The 18,759-nt window shown below is 52.2% G+C and carries 17 protein-coding genes and 2 pseudogenes; 4 read left to right on the plus strand and 15 right to left on the minus strand.

What is annotated here, in order from left to right; genetic code table 11:
- Window positions 1–30 precede the first annotated feature (30 nt).
- From KTE_RS02365 to KTE_RS02410, 10 genes and pseudogenes are all read right to left on the minus strand, one after another.
- Window positions 31–645, minus strand: a pseudogene (locus KTE_RS02365) (MFS transporter); the annotation flags it as partial.
- Between the two features lie 155 nt (window positions 646–800).
- Complete coding sequence (locus KTE_RS02370; protein WP_201378125.1) at window positions 801–2,312, minus strand: UbiD family decarboxylase; 1,512 nt, start codon at window positions 2,310–2,312, stop codon at window positions 801–803.
- A 62-nt stretch (window positions 2,313–2,374) separates the two neighbouring features.
- Window positions 2,375–2,986, minus strand: coding sequence for a UbiX family flavin prenyltransferase (locus KTE_RS02375; protein WP_201378127.1), 612 nt, complete (start codon window positions 2,984–2,986; stop codon window positions 2,375–2,377).
- A 25-nt stretch (window positions 2,987–3,011) separates the two neighbouring features.
- Complete coding sequence (locus KTE_RS02380; protein WP_201378129.1) at window positions 3,012–3,227, minus strand: hypothetical protein; 216 nt, start codon at window positions 3,225–3,227, stop codon at window positions 3,012–3,014.
- A gap of 196 nt (window positions 3,228–3,423) precedes the next feature.
- Window positions 3,424–6,441, minus strand: a complete 3,018-nt coding sequence (locus KTE_RS02385) for a LuxR C-terminal-related transcriptional regulator (protein ID WP_201378130.1) — start codon at window positions 6,439–6,441, stop codon at window positions 3,424–3,426.
- A complete protein-coding gene (locus KTE_RS02390) occupies window positions 6,442–6,600 on the minus strand; it encodes a hypothetical protein (RefSeq protein WP_201378131.1) in 159 nt (52 codons plus the stop codon).
- 263 nt (window positions 6,601–6,863) lie between these two features.
- Window positions 6,864–7,040 (minus strand): hypothetical protein, encoded by a 177-nt coding sequence (locus tag KTE_RS02395; RefSeq protein WP_201378132.1) that lies wholly within the window; start codon window positions 7,038–7,040, stop codon window positions 6,864–6,866.
- A 74-nt stretch (window positions 7,041–7,114) separates the two neighbouring features.
- Window positions 7,115–7,405, minus strand: a complete 291-nt coding sequence (locus KTE_RS02400; protein WP_201378133.1) for a hypothetical protein — start codon at window positions 7,403–7,405, stop codon at window positions 7,115–7,117.
- A 113-nt stretch (window positions 7,406–7,518) separates the two neighbouring features.
- Window positions 7,519–8,724: an RNA-guided endonuclease TnpB family protein gene (locus KTE_RS02405; RefSeq protein ID WP_201378134.1), complete on the minus strand. Its 1,206-nt coding sequence runs from the start codon at window positions 8,722–8,724 to the stop codon at window positions 7,519–7,521.
- Window positions 8,725–8,740: 16 nt separating this feature from the next.
- Window positions 8,741–9,439, minus strand: coding sequence for a hypothetical protein (locus tag KTE_RS02410; RefSeq protein WP_236600251.1), 699 nt, complete (start codon window positions 9,437–9,439; stop codon window positions 8,741–8,743).
- A 163-nt stretch (window positions 9,440–9,602) separates the two neighbouring features.
- On the opposite strand from KTE_RS02410, the gene KTE_RS02415 reads away from it, so the two are divergent.
- Window positions 9,603–10,916, plus strand: a complete 1,314-nt coding sequence (locus KTE_RS02415) for an RNA-guided endonuclease TnpB family protein (RefSeq protein ID WP_201378136.1) — start codon at window positions 9,603–9,605, stop codon at window positions 10,914–10,916.
- 143 nt (window positions 10,917–11,059) lie between these two features.
- On the opposite strand, the gene KTE_RS02420 is transcribed toward KTE_RS02415, so the two are convergent.
- From KTE_RS02420 to KTE_RS02435, 4 genes and pseudogenes are all read right to left on the minus strand, one after another.
- A complete protein-coding gene (locus tag KTE_RS02420; RefSeq protein WP_201378138.1) occupies window positions 11,060–12,379 on the minus strand; it encodes an extracellular solute-binding protein in 1,320 nt (439 codons plus the stop codon).
- Window positions 12,354–12,842: a hypothetical protein gene (locus KTE_RS02425; RefSeq protein WP_201378140.1), complete on the minus strand. Its 489-nt coding sequence runs from the start codon at window positions 12,840–12,842 to the stop codon at window positions 12,354–12,356. Before KTE_RS02425 ends, KTE_RS02420 begins: the two co-directional genes overlap by 26 nt.
- Before the next feature lie 5 nt (window positions 12,843–12,847).
- Window positions 12,848–14,164 (minus strand): ABC transporter substrate-binding protein, encoded by a 1,317-nt coding sequence (locus tag KTE_RS02430; protein WP_201378142.1) that lies wholly within the window; start codon window positions 14,162–14,164, stop codon window positions 12,848–12,850.
- Between the two features lie 319 nt (window positions 14,165–14,483).
- Window positions 14,484–15,197, minus strand: a pseudogene (locus tag KTE_RS02435) (DUF3626 domain-containing protein); the annotation flags it as partial.
- Window positions 15,198–15,256: 59 nt separating this feature from the next.
- Between KTE_RS02435 and KTE_RS47270 the strand changes: the two are divergent.
- Window positions 15,257–15,748: a winged helix-turn-helix domain-containing protein gene (locus tag KTE_RS47270; RefSeq protein WP_236600252.1), complete on the plus strand. Its 492-nt coding sequence runs from the start codon at window positions 15,257–15,259 to the stop codon at window positions 15,746–15,748.
- The gene (locus KTE_RS47275) at window positions 15,685–16,263 is read left to right on the plus strand and encodes an IS630 family transposase (RefSeq protein WP_236600253.1); all 579 of its coding nucleotides are present in this window, start codon (window positions 15,685–15,687) and stop codon (window positions 16,261–16,263) included. The genes KTE_RS47270 and KTE_RS47275 overlap by 64 nt, the downstream gene beginning before the upstream one ends.
- Here KTE_RS47275 and KTE_RS02445 read toward each other — a convergent pair.
- On the minus strand, window positions 16,260–16,667 hold the full coding sequence (locus KTE_RS02445) for a DUF3626 domain-containing protein (protein WP_201378146.1): 408 nt from the start codon (window positions 16,665–16,667) through the stop codon (window positions 16,260–16,262). The genes KTE_RS47275 and KTE_RS02445 overlap by 4 nt on opposite strands.
- A gap of 518 nt (window positions 16,668–17,185) precedes the next feature.
- Here KTE_RS02445 and glnA point away from each other — a divergent pair.
- The gene (glnA, locus tag KTE_RS02450) at window positions 17,186–18,619 is read left to right on the plus strand and encodes a type I glutamate--ammonia ligase (RefSeq protein WP_201378156.1); all 1,434 of its coding nucleotides are present in this window, start codon (window positions 17,186–17,188) and stop codon (window positions 18,617–18,619) included.
- The last annotated feature ends 140 nt before the right edge of the window (window positions 18,620–18,759 follow it).

An 18,759-nucleotide genomic window follows, 5' to 3' on the forward strand; every position in this document is an offset into this window, starting at 1 on the left:
GGCCAGCAGGAGTTGAGGCTCCGCGATAGGAGCCAGGCGTGCCTTCAGTGAGAGCGCAGGCGTGCTGGCGGTTTTGGGGAGATCACGTATGAGTAGCGCCAGGAAAGCGATGCCAGCGAGCGCCGCCACCAGGCCAAAGGAGAGCCGCCAGCCGAAGTGCTCGCCCACCCATGTGCCTAACGGAGAGCCAAAGACGGTGGCAACGGTTAAACCAAGCACGACCAGCGCCAGCGCCTGTCCGCGTTTCTCCGCAGGGGCCAGTGAGGTGCCTGTGGTATAGGCCAGAGGCGCGAAGGTCGCCGCGCAACAACCAGCCAGGAAACGGGTCAGCAAGAGCAGCGAGAAGGTTGGGGCCAGGGCAGAGCCAATATTTGCCAGACAAAATGCGCCCAGTGAGAGCAACAACATCCGATTGCGGGACCAGCGACTGGTTACAGCCGCCAGCACGGGCGCCCCCAACCCATAGGTGAGTGAGAAGACGGTGACGAGCTGACCAGCCAGTCCTTCAGTCACATGCATCTCTCCAGCAATGACTGGCAGAACGCCAGCGACAACAAAGGCATCTGTACCCAGGGCGAACATGCCCAGGGCGAGCAGAAGAATGCGCCAGTCAATGCCGCGCTGTGGATTTAAGGTGATAATCATTGTGGTTTTCCCTCGTGGTATTTTTGTAACTCTTGGGGTTAGTTCTTTCCAAAGCCTCAGCGCCTGTGGCGCTTCGCTGAATGTGCATAGTGGCACACTATGCACGTTGCACCCGTATAATGCACCACTATGCACTAAAATCCTGAGATCAGCAGCTAGCCTTTGTAGCCATACGCCTCCCAGTTGCGCACGATGCGCTCCTGCAACTCCTGCGAGTAATTGTGCTTGAATGAGGTACGCTTTGGTAAACGCTCACCCCATTCCTCTGGTGCCAGGCCATCGTAGACAACTTTGGTCGTCTGGAAACTCATCTTCTCACTTGATTCCAGGAAGGCGACCAGCGGACTCGTCGCTTCATGATTGAAAAAATGCTCTCCAGAAACCGGGCGCACACGCGTTGCAAAACCCCATATGACCTCATTTGTATTGCTCGCATCGATGTCATCATTGAGCACAATCACCTTAGGGATGACCGCGCCAAATTTCGACTGGAAGACAGTGTCGCCAATCTTTTTGAAGAGGGTGTCACGCTCTAGCCCTGTCTGCTGTTTCCAATTGTTGGGCAGCGTTACAACCAGCCAGTGGTTGGCACTCTCCAGTGTTACCCACGCCATCGTTGCCGGGACACCAGCCTGTCGAAGCTGTACCAACGTCTCCGCAGCACTCGGAATGCCCTGGACCGTATGATCTTCCTCAATCGGCTCACCGGCGACCACGACGGGCAAAATGGGGTCGTGACGATAGGTAATGGCCGTGATATGATACACTGGTCGTATCTCACCCGCTCCCGGCCACACATAGCCTGCATATTCGCCCATTGGACCCTCCACGGTCGTCTCAGTCACAGAGAGATAGCCCTCGATCACGATCTCTGCTGTCGCTGGAACCTCAAGCTTCACCGTTTCGCAGGCGACAACATCGATGGCTTCGCCCAGGTAGCCACCTAGATAATCGGACTCATTGACGAACTTAGGCAGCGGCATCCCTGAGACAAACGAGATCGCAGGCTCTACTCCCAGACAGAGGGCGAATGGCATGTCTTTGTTTTGCTCTTTCCACATCTTGTGAATCATGCCCAGGTGTTGAAATGGACTGACAATGCCAGCCATGCGTTTGCCATCGAGCAGCATCACACGCGCATTCGACCAGTTTGTCCAGCTCCCATCAGGAGTGCGCGCCACAATGGTTCCGTAGGTTCCGATATAACGACCACCATCGCCCTCGTGAGAGAACGGCGTTGGAAACTTCAGTAAATCCACGGCGTCGCCCAGGTCAATATGCTCTTTGCATGGCCCCGACGCAACGATCCGAGGTGGAATACCCTGTGCATCCCGTGCTTCAACCAGAGCCTCAATGATTTCACGACCCGACGCTGTGGCGGAGAGTCCAAGCGAAAGAGCGACGCGGCTCAGATAGCGTCCAGGTGCTGAACTTACCGCCGCCGGCGCTCCCAGTACACGAAACCCGCAAGCAATGCCTTTAATGTTCGCAAACAGCGGAGCTGGCGCTCTAAGCTCATAAACGCGTCGGATAATCGCGCCAATTTCCAGATTCCAATCCACCTCGCGCTCAACGTCAACGATTTCACCGATCTCGCGCAGTGCATCGATGTATTCTCGTAGAGAGCGTAGACGGTGCTTCGTCGTCAGTTGTGCTACTTGATTCATTTTTAATATCTCCAGACTTTCACATGATAGCTCATGGGCTATCTTCCTCTTATCTACTCAACTTAGACAGAAAGCCCAACCGGCGCTGTCACATCCTCGTGAGTAGGGGGCTCTCCCCAACGTTGTACGCCTGCCATCTCTATATCGAACAGATCCAGCACACGGCCAACGGCATGATCGACCAGATCCTCGATAGTCTGAGGTTGGGTATAGAAGGCAGGCACCGGTGGGGCGATAATGCCCCCGCTCTCGGTGACCGCAAGCATGCTCTTGATGTGGCCCGCCGTCAGGGGCGTTTCGCGCAGCATCAGCACCAGGCGGCGACGTTCTTTCAGGACGACATCAGCTGCTCTGGTAAGCAGGCTACTGGTGATGCCATGCGCGATCTCGCTCATGGTGCGGATCGAGCAGGGAGCGATAATCATGCCCATGGTCTTGAAAGAGCCACTGGAGATCGCCGCCCCAACATCAGTGACGGGATACCAGACATCGGCCATGCTGCGCAATTGCTGCATCGAGAGGTCGGTCTCATAGGCACGTGTCATCTCTCCTGCTTTTGTTACCACCAGGTGCGTTTCAATGCCCTGCTGTTTGAGTACCTGGAGCAGTCGTACTCCATAAACAACGCCAGTAGCTCCGCTAATACCAATAATCATGCGTAGTGGTGCACTCATCGTTTATTCATACTCTCCTCTTATTTCACAAAATTTCGCCTTCATCCTCGCTTGTCTCAAGCGAGCACAAGACCAGACCGAGGTTGCGAATTTTAAGAGGCACGCTATACAGTGCCGCTTGATCAGCCAGTTGCCCATACAAATAGGTGGTCCCTGCATTCTCCTGTACGATCTCCAACTGCTCAAACCATTCCCCCCAGGATGAGCTAAGATGCCCATTGATCCGAATGCGACAGTGCATCGTTTTTCAAGCCTCCGTTTACGCGTTTCTCTTGTACAGAGAATACCTGCTCCATGGCCCCACTAGCAGTATTCTTTCGGCTACTGTTGAGAAGTATTTCTGCCTGAGGGTAGAGCAAAGAAGAAGCAGTAGCCGAACGGCTACTGCTGAGGAGTATTTCTGCCTGAGGGTAGAGCAAAGAGAGGGTGTATGGATGCTAGAGCAGCTCGTACTCACGCGCGCGGGCGATGGCCTGTACTCTATTCTCGGCTCCTAACTTGCTCAGAATATTGGCCACGTGCTTCTTCGCAGTGGCGAATGAAATGACCAGCTGATCGGCGATCTCCTGGTTTGTAGTGCCCTGCGCCAACAGATGTAAGACCTCCTTTTCGCGCGCGGTGAGCGGCGAGAGCAGGGATAGAGAAGCTGCTTGTGGCGACAGGGCAGACGACTGCTCTGTGTGGGCTGGCTGGCTCGCCTGCTGCTCAAAAACTGCCAGCAATGTTTTGATAGAGGTAAGAACGGTTGAGATAGCATCGTGGTCAGACTGCGTGTTTGTAGCACACATGAAACTCTGGAGTACTTGTTGCATGGGTGCGCCCGCGTCAAGATACACGCGCAGGAAGTCTGCTGGCTCGGCCAACTGGAGCAGATGCAGCGCGACCTGTCTGGCCTGAACGATCTCGCCGGAGGCGTGCAATGCCACCACCTGGAGGGCGAGAACATGCACGATGTGCCAGGTATTCTGATTCAGCTCTGCATGGGCGAACAGAGATGCCAGCAGGGACAGCGCTTCGGCATTTCGCTGCAAGGCAAGATAGACACGCACCAGGGTCAGGTATTCTACATACTCTCGGTCATCGATGAGACTGAGGATGTATGAATCGATGATCTCTTTTTGCGCTGCCCAATTGGCCATAGCAACCAGATCGCCCTGAGCCAGCCAGATCTGTGCCCATGCAGTCATCACCCAAAAGCGGTAAAGTTCCCACTCATCCTGCCAAAAGAGTCGCTCTGCCTCTCCTAAAACCTGTTCTGCCTCAGCCCGTTTTCCCAGCGCGAGGAAAACGGGGATAGATTGGCAATATGCGCTTATCCGCATATTTACGTGCTGCCAGGTCAGAGCAAATTGTAGTGCCGTAGCGAGACGGGCCTGCGCCTCTTCAAGCTGGTTCCAGACCCAATGCAGTTGAGCCAAATAAAGATGAACGTACCCAAACATGGACCGCGCCTTCCCCATTTGCTGCAAGGGCTGTAACATCTCGCGATAGATCTGGTAGGACTGGCGCAGTTGTCCTGCCTGCTGATATGCCTGGCCAAGCATCCCCATAAGCCAGACTGTTTCATAGTGATGCTGCTCTCTCTCGGCCTGCTGCTTCAACTCGGAGAGCAGAGGAATCAGAGCTACCGTATTCGCGCTCATCTCGTAGAGATTGAAGGTCGGAAGCATTTTCCACGCCATGTTATCTTCTCTGGCCAATTCCTGCATCTGGGAGCCAAGCCGGCGCCTCTGCTCCCAATTCCTTTGCATAAGCGCGGCCCTGTCCGCTATCCAGCTGCGCAACAAGCTCAGGCGATTGTGCAGCAAGCGCGCTTCTGCTTCTGAGAGAGCGGCAGCGTGCTGGCTCTCCAAAAGTGGTTCTATGCGCGCGATAGTCTGTTCCGTCTTGCTTACCGCCTGTTCCCACCGCTCATCTGGAGCATTAAACGTGTGAAATAAGAGCTGCAAGACAGTCGTAAGGGCCAGGCGACCATGAGCGAGTAACAGCATGTTGGGTAGCCGCTTGATCCAGGTATCTAACTGCGCTGCCTCTCCATTTAAGTACATCTGCTCTGCGGACTGCTCCATTAAAGCTGCAGCAAAGTCGTAATCGGTGCCTGCGAGCGCGTGGATAATGGCCTCACACGCGTCTCCCTGCCCGGCGTACCAATGGGCAGCGCGTTGATGCAAGATGGGGACCAGTTCCGGGGAAAGAGCTTGCAGACGGGCCTGGAGGACATCTCGAAAAAGACCATGCAAACGATACCAGCGTCCTTCTTCGTCAAGCGGAACCAGAAAAAGATTCGCTTTCTCCAGGGCGAGGAGCATCTGCTGGCTGGCCTGTTCACTGGTGCCCGCCGTCACCGCCTGGCAGAGCGAGGCATGCAGGCGGCCTAAGATAGCCGTGTGCAGCAAAAAAACCTGCACATCCGGAAGTTGGCGTTCCAGAATCTCTTCCTGCATATATTCCAGAATAAAACGCTGGCTGCCGTTCAATTGCTGGACAAACATGGAGTGATCTCCCCGCGCGCGCATGGCGAGCGCCGCCAGTTGCAGGCCCGCGATCCAGCCCTCAGTGCGTTGATCCAGCACCTCGACCTCTGATTCCTTTAGGGGTAACTCCATGGCCTGGATCAAGAAACGCGCCGCCTCTGCATGCGTAAAGCGTAAATCACGATCATGAATCTCAATGACCTGTCCGCGCGCGCGCAAACGAGGCAAAGCCAGCGGCGGATCGGTGCGTCCGGCCAGAATCAGGTGTAGCCTGAGAGGAAGATGGTCGAGCAAAAAGGCGAAGGAACTGACGATGGCGGGATCGTCGATGACATGGTAGTCATCCAGGACCAGGACCAGATCTTCCTGCCCAACAGCCAGGTCGTTAATCAGCGTCGTCAGGATGGTCGTCAGGGCCGGAGGTTGCGGCGCGTGCAGCATGCTCAGGGCTGTTTCCCCCACTGCTGGCGCGTTCGTACGCAACGCGGCAACCACATAACTCCAGAAACGCATGGGATCATTGTCCTGCTCCTCCAGTGACAGCCAGGTCACCGCACAATGGCAGTGCGCTGCCCAGGCGCTCAGCAGCGTTGTTTTGCCAAAACCAGCCGAGGCCGAGAGTAGCGTTAGTCCGTGCGTCAAAGCCTGGTCCAGTTGCACGAGCAAACGATCACGTACTACAAGCGTTGTGGGCACACGCGGTGGGGAAAGCTTGGGCAAAAGCAAGAAATCAGGAGACAGTGCCGACCCGGACGACATCAATGAGGAGGCAGGAATCTGCCCCGGCTGCGGCTTGACGGACTGAGCAGAAAGAGCGCTCTCCTGAGTGAGCGTGGCAGCCATCTCCTCCAGGCGAGCCAGGGTAATGGTGCTGGTTTTTCCAAGATAGCGTTTCACCTGGCGTTGGTCACTAAAAGCATAGGCATACCAGTACCCTGCGCCGCGAGAGCGTGCTTCCTTGAGGACATTCAGGTGCCCCAATCACCCTTGAAAAGAGAAGCCACTTTGGCCCTCCAGCCAATCCCGCCATGCTGCCTCATCTTCCCCTCCAAATGATTGTTGGTCTTCTCCATCAGTCAGGAGATCATAGGTATGGTTTGCCTGCGACCAGATGAGCGAATGGAAGGCAGGTTTTGGCATGGTATCCTTCTTTCGTGTATGTTCTCCCCAACGGCGCTAAATATAGCAGGATTGACTTTCTCCTGCGGGCCTAATAGGCCGTAGGCAGTTCTTTGCAAGATTCCCTATTCGTAGAGAGCACACGTTAAAGGCAGAATGATCTCTTGCCAAGCGGCACTCACGCGACCAACCTTGGTATCTGGCCAAAGCTTAGGGATGGCTCTTTCCCTGCTTCCTTATGCTGTCTTCCGCAAAACGTGTCTCCTCTTCTTTCTTCCTGTATTTTAGGCTGTCGGCGTCACTGAGTAGCTCACGACCAGGCCGCTATTATTGGTTGTAACTCCGGTGGCGCAGTAAGAGAAGCCACTTAGCAAACTGGAGAGGTTGACGCTGAGCTGCGAGTTCATCACGTTTTCCAGGCTATCGCCCAGGCCACCAACGGGAATCCCTCCTGTATCCACGCTCAGAACACGCATCTTTGGTTTGCACGTATCGATGTATGGCTGCATCACAACGCGGAAGGGCCGGGTCACGGTCAGCCCGAAGATGGAGAACTGGTCCTCCCCGCGATCTGCAACTGACCAGCCTGGGGCGTCGAAACCTTTATATTCTGCAACGTGCCAGGAACGCTAACGTCCTTGACACGCTTGGCCGCGATAACCGTAATCAGGTCATTGCTCAGCTGCACCATCAGCGCCTGCTTATTATCGGGTTTCGGTGTGGAGATTGGCGCCTTTGACGTAATGCTGGCTGCGTACAGAATCGAGCCAAGCACGCCCCCACAACGCCCAATAGCAAGGCCAGTATAATCACGCCTATGAAACACCCGGCCCCTACCGAGCGACGCTCGCGCCGGGCTGGTGGCGCGGGCGTCGCGCCAGGCCTGGCGACCGGCTCTGTAAGATCCTCATGACCCGAACTCATAATCTATCTGCCTTTCTAAATGTTATTCACACCTTCGATTGCGGTGAAAACGTCCGCACACCGCACGGACTCGTCCGTGTGTGGCCCAAGCCGGGCAAGGAACCTCATCAAGATGTTGACGGCACTGTTTTCGTCTCGATCCATGACGAGTCCACATTCACTACAGCGATAGGTTCGTTTCCACAGTGGCATGTCTTGTTTGTGTCCACACCTACTACAGGTTTTCGACGTATCGCGTTCATCTAAGATAACGAGCTCTTTCCCATAACGGATGCACTTGTAGAGCAGCATTTGAACAAAACGGTACAGCCCCCAATCGTTGAAGACCGCTCGATTCAAATACCTGTTCCTCTCTCGATGCTCTTTCATGGTCATCTGCCGTTGGGAAAGGTCGCCGATCACCACGATTCTCTCAACCAGTGTGTGCGCGATGAGATGACTTGCTTTATGCAAACAGTCCTGTTGTTTGTTGCGTTTCTGCTGTGAAACGCGCTTGTACACCTTACTCAAGTGTTTGTACCGACGCGACCCCTTCTTGCAGCGATCCCGCTTTGAACGGATCTTGTCTAATTGACGATTATACCACCGATTCCCCTTAAACCCTCCGATATGATAAAAACGCCCCTGGTCATTCACACCAGTCGCCAGCGTTTTCAGACCGAGATCGAGAGCCAGCGCACCATCGTGTTCGTGTGTTTCTTCTTCCTCCTCGTGGACAAAGGATGCATAGTAGTGTCCCTGTCCATCCCTGGAAATTGCGACATTTTTGTAGCCGATTGGGGCCTCTTCCGTCAGTTTGACAAACACTTCGGGGTACCGCTTGTTCTTTCCTTTACCTCCTGTCGGAAGCCTGAGAGACAAACCTTCCACCTGGATATACGTGGCCGGGTAGATGAGCGTGAAAAAGCAATGCCGTGGTCGCACCCTCGGGAATCCGGGCTTTTCCCCGTTCTTGACGCGCCGAAAGAAGGCTTGCATCGCACCATCCAGGCGGAAAAAGACCTCCTGTAAGAGCTTGCCGTATACAAAGCGCAGCTCCGGGTCGTGCGCCTTGCTCTGCTGCAGCGTCTTCTTGGCCTCTTGCCATCCCGGCCACTTCTCCCCATCCCGCAAGCGCATCACCCACCAATTGTACAACCCCCGGCTTTTTCCCTGCATAAATTCAAGGGTGGCGGCATCTCTTGGGCTGACCTCAAGCCTGATCTTCTTACTGATCAGCATCTCCTCTCCTCCAGTTTCAATAGGAAATGAACACAAAGCGGATATGTTGGACATCTGGCAGGGTCGCATTGGTTGAGAAGGATACCGACAGCACCCCTGGCCGTGCTAATAAAAGGCTCTTAGCCTCAGCCTGGCTTTTGCCTGCAATACTAGCCTTTAAGTGCTCCTGCTCTGCTTGGGAGAACTGATACACCCACATATCTGCTCCTGTCGCCTGGATGGTCGTTGTTCCCTGTGCTGTAGTGGCGATGTGTACCTCCCCACTCGGCATGTACCTGGCTCCTAGCTGCTGTCTTGCCTGAGTGGTGAGTGCCTGGGTGATGAGCGTTTGAAGGGCTTGTGTCTGGTAGACAATGCCTGTACATGTCTCGTCGAGGGTCACATGCACACTTGTCGCCTCGTCCCCTGGCTGATGGTCGGCACTCGTCTTCTGCTGGCAATGTAGCGGAGTGACAAGCGTTTCTGTGCTTTGGACTTGGGTTTGTAGTGCTGCGGTGGTACTCTGGTCAAGGCTGGCTTTCAAGTTCATGCCAGCGATGTCGATGTCATGTTGGGTCACAGTTTGGTAATCGCGCGCGTCCTGCCCTCCGCTAAAGGCTCCGTTGACAGCGGAGATATTGACGCGACAACAGGGGCCATAGATCGCACCCGCCTTGAGATTGCCTGCTGGTCCTGCAACTGTCGCGTGAGCGCTGACGCTAGCTTGTCCTAGCATGGGATAATTCACCGAAACCGCCGCAGGATGCCCCTGCCCTTTCAGGCATGGGAGGAATGCGGCGTTCCTTTGTCGGTGGCTTGGGTGAGAGACACCGTAGACATTCTTTCATCTGCTCCTTTTCTATTGACAGGTAGATGAAAACTATGATATGCTCTAAAGCATGAAAACGGTGTTAACAGCTAAACTCAAATTGAATACAACACCCAAGCAATTCAAGGCATTACGTGAGACACAACTGGCATATCGTGATGCTCTCAATTATGTCAGTACATATGCCTTTGAGAATGGCAAGATGAGTAATGCTGTTCGTCTGCAAGATGGCACGTATGATGAGATTCGCCTCCGTTTTCACCTTCCCTCACAAATGGCCTGTTCTGTTCCTCGCCAAGTTGGAGCCACTTATAAAGCTCTCTGGACAAAGGTGAAGAACAATGCTGCCCATCGTAAGGCAAAGACGACCAAAAAGCGGTACAAAGGGCTTGATAAGGCTCCTACGTTTCTCTCCCCCACGTTGACCTACCAGTATAAGAAGGACTACACGTTCAAGAAAGAGCAGCAGGTGAGTCTCCTCACTCTTGAGGGACGGGTCAAGGTTCCCTATACTGGCTATGACAAGCACGTGGCATTGATCCAGCGTGGTACGGAGATAGGTGCATCGAAACTTTGGTATGACAAGCCCAAGAAGCAGTTTTACCTGCTCGTCACCCTGGAAGTGGAGACGGCTGATCCTACCCCAGAAACGCACAAGCAAGTCGTTGGCGTGGATGTGGGGATGCGATACCTTGCCGTCACGGCGACGATGCAAGGCGATTGCACCTTCCATGCTGACATCTCTACTATTACCAGGTCTCACCACTACGCACGACTGAGAAAGCGTCTGCAAAAGAAAGGCACTCGTTCCGCGACGAGAAGGCTCGTCGCCATCAGTGGACGAGAGAGACGGTTGAAAGCCAACGCCAATCATGTCGTGAGTAAACGGATTGTTACCCAATATTCTCAAAGCTTGATTGGACTGGAGCATCTGACAGACATTCGAGAGCGGACCAAACGACGGAAAGGCAAACAAGCCAGTGCCAAACAGCGAAAAGCCAATCGTACCTTCTCCAAATGGGCTTTTGGTGAGTTGCACGCGATGATCGCCTATAAAGCGCTCTTGCATCAAAGTATGGCAATCAAGGTGGATGCCAACTATACCTCGCAGTCTTGCCCCCAATGTGGGCACACCTGCAAAGAGAATCGCCCTCACAAGGGCTTGCTCTTTGTCTGTCAGAATTGTCAGTACACGCTCCATGCCGATCTGGTTGGCGCAAGAAACATTGCGATGCGAACGCTTCTTATCCGGCAAGACTGGATAGGAACGGGCCTCTTGTCAGTACGCCCTGATGTGTCGGACGTTGAAGCCAAAGCAGCACGCCTGAAAAGGTATGCTGAGTTGCGGTGGAGTTCAGACACAACTCCAAGCCCTCGGCTTTAGCCGTAGGGTACTGACTTCTTACCTTTTATACTCATCAACCTCACCTAACGGGTACAGAGTGTTGCTCAGCTTGCCCTACAGCACCACATATGACACATGCCATGCAAAAAAGAGGGTGAGGATGAACAAGAATACTATGCCTGCTATCTGGAGATAATCTGTTTCAGCTCTTCTTCCATTTTCGCCAGTGCCTCTGATGGTGTCTCACGTTTTGTGAGGGCACTAAAAACGTGTCTTTGAATATTTTCTGAAATCAGGTTGTAATTGGGCAATTGTGGACGCGCTACCGAGTTCGTATACATACTCTTCAGAGAAGCATCACCTACAACGTCAGTAGGGCGATAGTCGTTCGTGTGCTTTAGTAAAAAATCAATAAACTGCCAGCTGAGATCCTGATTTGTCGAAGAGGCATTTACCCCCACTTGCCATCCACCAATGCAGGAGTGACCAGTAGGCTGTGATTTGCTATGAGGGATAGCGGCATACGCTACTTCACCTTGAACGGCTGAGATACCTGGATCTGTTACAAGCTGTTGCACATTAAACCAGTTACGCATAAATACCGCAAAGCCATTCTGCCATCTTACACGTGCGTCATTCTCTTGATAGGTGGTTATACCATTGGGACCATTAGGAGAGATATTGGCCAACCATAGCCAATTTACCATCTCAAATAGAGCATCATGGGCTTCCGAGCTATTAATAGTTACTTTCGTAGGATCATCTTCCGCGAAAAAAGATCCTCCAAAACCGGCGAGAACCTCAATAAAATTGCACACCAGCCCTTCATACTGAGCGCCTTGCCATACATAACCATCTAGCTCTTTCCCCTGTGAGTTGGCAAGTACCTGAGACGCTTGCTCCCTTAACTCGTCGTACGTTTGTGGAGCAGAAGACACAAAGCCAGTATTGTAATATAACATGCCTAGATCAAAACGAATGGGGGCGCTATACAGTTGCCCCTTATAAGAACAGCTGTCTACAATGCTCTGAAACCCTTTATAGTTCTGCAATACGCTCGATTTAATCGCCTCCGTTAGTGGAAGTATCCATTGGTTATGCGCAAATTCTGTTAGCCAGACGACATCTATTGAAATGACGTCCATCTCGCTGGCGCATGCTTGTAGAGCGCTTACCGTATCTTTATATTGAGCATTATCTTTAAATGGAGCATTATTATAGATGACATGTGCATTGGTATTCTGGGCGTTAAAATTCTTGACGATATTAATAAATTCTTCCTGATCGTCATGCTCGCTACTCCAGACAATCGTATTCGGCTGGCTAACCCAGCCATTTGGCGTACAACGCGTAGAGATAGTCCCACAAGCTTCAAGCAGCGAAGAAGCAGCCCCTGCACTTAAGCCCAGGGCAATGACACGTTCCAGAAAAGTCCGTCGCTTTATTCGCCCGGCCCGCATATGCATGATAGCATCATTAAGGGCGTCCATTGTTTTTGACATCAAAGCACCCTCCTTGCGCATTGTCATCATAGCAACCATCCACACCTTTAAAGCCGTTGTAACCATGAGTGAACTGGATGACAACCACTGGTTTCGTATCAACACTGCCCTGGTTGTAGCGGATATCACCAGTAATGCCCTTATATTTACTGTTGAATAAAGCCCTTTGTAGCTGATCCATAGGAAATTTGTTGTCTTGAAAGCCCTTACTGGCCACCATCAAGGACTTTAAAGCGTCATATGCAATCATCACACTATCATTAGCGCGCTCATAACCATAGGCTCCTCGATGAAATTGCTGGGGATCATAGGCATTTATATATTCTTGCGTGAAATCTGGCTGAGCCAGATGAAGGATTGCCCACTGATCTGGGTACGCAAAAGCAGTGAAGTAAACGCGTACATGCTCTACAGGTTGTGCTTTGGGAAAGTGAGGAGCCTGGTAGATAATATTTGCAGCCATCACGTCTATCCCCCGGAAGCAGGTAACGACTGTATTACAGTATTAAGATCGGCCGGGTATCCCGCGAAATAAATAAGGTCTGGTTTGCCCCGCAACGTGGCACGCAGTAACCCTGGCAACGTATTGCTACTATATATGCTGTATGTTTCGCGATCAACAATAGCCGCATCCGAAGGCTGATCACGACGAAAATCATCAATGAAGCTTCTATAAAGACTTTGGCTATATTCGTTAGCAGGATCGTACACGATAGACACGCGTTTCTTCTTGAGAACAGATTTGATATACTGGACTGCCGTAGCTGCCTGTGAGTCAATCGTAGGAGCAACACTAAAATTGTAGTTACAACCATCTGAACTACGACTATCATTTGCAGACACAGTCACGATGGGAATATGCTTATTACACATAGTCAGAAGCATAGAATTGATGCGCTGCGTCCGCTCGGGCCATCCCAGGACCCCTTTAATGGTTGGATCTTGCTGATACGAAGAGAGAATACGATCCGTGACCTGTTGCGCATACGTTTCCTGATCACCTATATTCGCGATAAGCAAACGGACACGAAATGGGCTAGCCTGGCTATTAAACTCTTTTTGTGCCACATAGTAGCCTTGCAGGTCCTCTCGCCCAATCCCATATTCTTCGTGGCTTCCAGTGAGCTGGGTGACGGCAATAAAGGTGATATATGGGTTGCCGGAGTTTATAATCCGCTGGTTTTCCTGGTAGATCAAGACTTCAGCATCGTCTGAATCGTCACCAGAGAGAGCTTGACCCCAAAGCTGCCTGGCCTGATCGAAGTTCTGGTTCCTAAATGCATCCGCGGCCTGCTGTTTAAGAGCCTCATTATGATGCCCTTGATTATTTCGCGTCTTTACATCGAAGACATAGCTTCCATCACTAATTCCAATAGGGCCATCAGGAGTTGAGTATGAGAAGAGTAACGGAGGCACAGTAGATTGAGGTGCAGGCCATATATAATGGTATCCCCCCACAACAATCAAAACTATGGCTACCACCAGGCCCACAAACATCCACAATTTTCTATTTATCTTTGGAATTTTTGGAGGCCCCCAGGCGGTAGGCCGAGGCATTACCTGCACTAATGCCTTTTCAAAGTTTTTGAGAGCAGCTAAGATAGCAATTATGCCTACGGGTACGGCCAGAATCGTCGCCAGGTTTGGAAGGAAATTCCCCCATGAATCTGGAAGTATATGCAAAAAACTAAGCAAATATACAAGTGTTATAAAAAGCGTGAAAGCTATTACAAATCTTATAACCTTCGTTAGTGGCAAAATAGGGCCATCAGATTGATTCTTCATGCACTTCGCCTCTTTGCGCTGCAAGCCGTAGCCATCCTAGCCACAAGCCCTCCAAATTTCTTCTTCATTAAGAAGGACGTAAAAACATACCTGTTAACAAATAGAACGTGAACTATGGTCAAAAAATTCTATAGCGTTGCCTGTAATTTGATAGTATACCACTTCTTCTTTGCAGCTTTTCTAATTACTCGGGACATTTCTCCAAGAGGTATGCTCATCAATTACATCTAACGGCTACAAAGCTCAGCACCAGTGGGCCAGATTCTCACCCTATTCAACTTTTCCAGCGCGACCAAATACCCCCATACCTGGCCTGTACCTACATCCTGGGCTTTCCGTAGACCACAAGAATATGCCACAAATACTTGATGTGTTGAAGCGTATCTTTGGGTGATCCCCAGTCTTGCCACTGTTCAGGATCAGCAACAACTGAGACAGCCGCTAACCCAATCGTTGCGGCATTAAGATAGCCATCCTTTAACGCGTGATTTTCCAATACACGCTGGGCAAGAGGTAACATTTCTGGTCCACGGAAGTCGCTTGGCACTTCTTTCAAGGAAAGCTCAAAGCCTTCGTGCCATTCAAGGGGGAAGCCATACTTCTTCGCGGTTGCCTCCAATACCTCACCGGTTGCCGTGTTCTGGAATGAAGGGTCTGCGACAAGTGCATCTACATCATCTGCCATACACAGTTCACCGTGTATTTGCGCCTCAATGTAATCATCAAGTGCGCGCCCCCGTGACCTATGGAAGAGCGACGCTTTTGTATTGCCAGGATGAAGCAAGGCACTGACAAACGTTGTAACGTCTACTTCTCTGCGCCCGAGCGCATTTCCATGAGCCTTCATTTCTTCCAGTAGTCCAGCGAGAACCGATTCAAAAGCGTTTATGACCCCTATATCCTGAGGATCTGATGCGCTATCACCAAAGACAAGTGTCGCGCGTTGTAATGTTTGTGCCTTTAAGAGTAAATGACAGGAGCCAAAGCGCGGGCAGGCCCCGTCACTGTAGTTCATAAGATTTAACCCAGCATACTTATTGACCTCGTGAGAGAGAGCTAAAGTTTGAGCGGATCGAGCCGATTAAAGGAGGCATGGGAGCACCAAAGAAAGCCGATTGGCGAGAAGAGAGGCGCAAACGCGCCTGGGAACTGAAACGACAAGGATGGAAACAAAAAGATATCGCAGGAGCTCTGGGGGTCACGGAGGGAGCGGTGAGCCAGTGGATGACAAGTGGAAGAGAAGGAGGGGAAGAAGCGCTTAAAGCGCATCCGGCGAAAGGAGCCACGCCCCGCTTGACGGCAGAGCAGCAAGCCCAAATCCCAGCCGTGCTGGCGAAAGGAGCGTCAGCCTATGGATTTCGCGGGGATATCTGGAATAGCCGGAGACTGGCGGTGGCGATCAAACGAGAGTTTGGAGTGAGCTATCACCCCGATCATTGTGGGTATCTGGTACGTAAGCTGGGTTACAGCATGCAGAAACCGGTCGAACGAGCCACCCAACGCGATGAGCAAGCGATCAAGTGCTGGAAAACGCAGCGCTGGCCCCATCTAAAAAAAAAGCCGAGCAGGAACGCCGCACGATAGTCTTTGTCGATGAAGCGGGCTTTTATCTGTTGCCGATGGTCGTGCGAACCTATGCTCTGCGAGGGCAGACACCAGTGCTGCGTGTGAGGCTGACGCGCGATCATCTCTCCGCCATTGGAGGGATCACAAAGACCGGACGGCTCTTCATGCAGATGCAAGAGCGGGCATACAACGCCGAGGATGTCGTGCGTTTTTTGCGGATGTTGTTGCGCAAGATCTCGGGCCCACTCCTGGTCATTTGGGATGGATCTCCCATCCACCGCGCAGAGGTGGTCAAGCAGTTTCTTTCAAGTCCGATGGGCAAACGGGTGCATCTGGAACGCTTGCCTGGCTACGCCCCTGAGGTGAATCCGCAGGAACAGGTGTGGAACCTGCTCAAACGTCGCGAACTCAAGAATCTGTGTTGTCGGGATCTGGCTCACCTGCGTCAGGAACTCGTGCGTGCCAAAGAGCGTCTTCGCCATCGACGAACCATTCTTCAACACTGCTTTGCCTATGCTCTTGATGAGGTTTAGTTGTTTCTCACGAGGTCAATAGGACGTTCTGCCTCGGTTACTCCCTGAGCCTGATATGCTCCACCAAGCATGGCTGCTTCCCACATATCGCGGTCTCCGCCAGCAAAGGCAGTGAGCCCACCATTAGAAATCCTAGTCTCAAACTGGCTGCGGTATATGCCTTCTTCATACAGCGCGGCAATCACTGAACGGCCATCGGCAAGCAGCCGGTCGGGGTGAAAGTTGATCGTAAGGTGTGATAGATCACGGATGGCTTTGATAAGGTCAACGACGTCACATTCAATCTCACATACATTTAATATCTTTTGTATTCTTTCTCTATCAGTACTCTTATGCTGTATCGCCTTCTGATACACGTAATCAAGAGCCTTCTGTTGGGCATTAGTCAGCTTGAAATCCATCATGCAAATATTCTCTTCCTGTTCAGTTTGCTACTCTTTTTTGCAGCTATTTAAGGTAGCCTGGTTGATAAAATAAACCTGTTTTCTCAATTATGAATTTTTCAAACGCTGCAGACAAGGCTCAAGTGTTGCCACTCATCTGCCGATAATACAATGCAATATGCCCGAGACACAAGGTGATTTGCACAAGGAGATGATTGCCATCGCGATTGCTAGCAAGCAGGAGCCGGAGCATCTCAGAGAAGAGGTAATAGCTGTCTTTTTACCTAGTTATCTTCACAAAATTTTGTGCAATATATACAAAAGTATGGCTAAAACTTTCGGGTAAAGTAACTGTAGTATCTCATGGGCTGAGAGCATATCATATGTACAGAAGTTGAGTCCTGGCACGATGCTGGGAAACGACCACTATATTATGCAGAATGACCCAAAGACATCTAAACACATCAACAAAGTGCGCAAGGCAAGCCACTAAATACCAGCAATGACGCGGGGATTGAACGCGAGAGGAGAAAACTTTGATGACCCCAGAGGAAGTCTTACGGTTTGCAAAAGAAAATGGCGCCAAAATGGTCGATCTGAAATTCACCGATCTTCCAGGAACCTGGCAGCATTTCAGCATTCCTTTCAGTGCGCTTGCAGAATCTATTTTTGAAGAGGGCCTCTTCTTCGACGGCTCCAGCGTTCGAGGCTTCCAGGCAATCAATGAGAGCGATATGGTAGTCATTCCCGACGCCACCAGTGCTTTCATGGACCCCTTCACCGCTGTCCCCACGCTCAGCCTGATCTGCGATATCGCCCATCCCGGCACCCGTAAGCCCTATAGCCGCGACCCCCGCTACATCGCGCGCAAGGCTGAAGAGTACGTCAAATCCAGTGGCCTTGCTGACACCGCTTATTTCGGTCCCGAAGCAGAGTTCTACGTTTTCGATCACGTTCAGTACACCTCTAGCGATAATATTCAGAGCGTCGAGGTCGATTCAGACGAGGCGACCTGGAACACCAACAAGGCGACTCGCCATGACGGTTCCCGCAACCTGGGTCATTCGATGCGCGTCAAGGGTGGTTACTTCCCCGTCGCGCCAAATGATACCATGCAGGATCTGCGCTCCGAGATGGCCCTTCAGCTTGAGGCCCTGGGTATCCCCGTCGAGGCCCAGCACCACGAGGTTGGCGCCGCCGGTCAGGCCGAGATTGATATCCGCTTCGGCACCCTGCTCAAGACCGCTGACAACATTCTGCTCTACAAGTACGTCATTAAGAACATCGCGCGCAAGTACGGCAAGACCGTGACCTTCATGCCCAAGCCAGTCTTTGGCGATAACGGCTCCGGTATGCACACACACCAGAGCCTCTGGAAGGACGAGAAGCCTCTCTTCTACGATGCCGACGGTTATGCTGGCATCTCACAGATGGCACGCCATTACCTTGGTGGTGTTCTGCTGCACGCTCCGGCCCTCATGGCCCTCGCGGCTCCAACGACCAATAGCTACAAGCGCCTGGTTCCCGGCTTCGAAGCACCCGTCAACCTGGTCTTCTCAAAGGGCAACCGTAGCGCGGCCGTTCGTATCCCGCTGACCGAGAGCCCCAAATCCAAGCGCATCGAGTTCCGCCCGCCCGACCCAACGGCCAACCCCTACCTGCTCTTCGCGGCCCTGCTGATGGCTGGTCTGGACGGCGTCAAGCGCGGTATCGAGCCCAGCGACTACGGCTTTGGCCCGGTCGATAAGGACCTCTACCATATGTCGGCGGAAGAACTGAACGAGATCAGCTCGGTTCCTGGCTCGCTCGAAGAGTCACTCAAGGCCCTGGAGAACGATCACGCCTTCCTGCTTGAGGGCGGCGTCTTCACCAGCGACATCCTGGAGAAGTACATCGAGCTGAAGCGTGAGGAGAATGACATCGTTCGCCTACGCCCAACACCCATCGAGTTCTCACTGTACTACGACGCATAAAAAACTCACGCGCCCGTAACACACATCATTGCCTGTCCGTGGCAATACACACACAAAGTGGTCCGCCCCTCTACACACAAGGGGCGGACCTTTTTTATCGAACAGCACATACACAATATGTATTTAACTGCTTTTATTTG

It is taken from the genome of Ktedonobacter sp. SOSP1-85 (assembly GCF_016587415.1).
GTDB lineage: Bacteria > Chloroflexota > Ktedonobacteria > Ktedonobacterales > Ktedonobacteraceae > Ktedonobacter.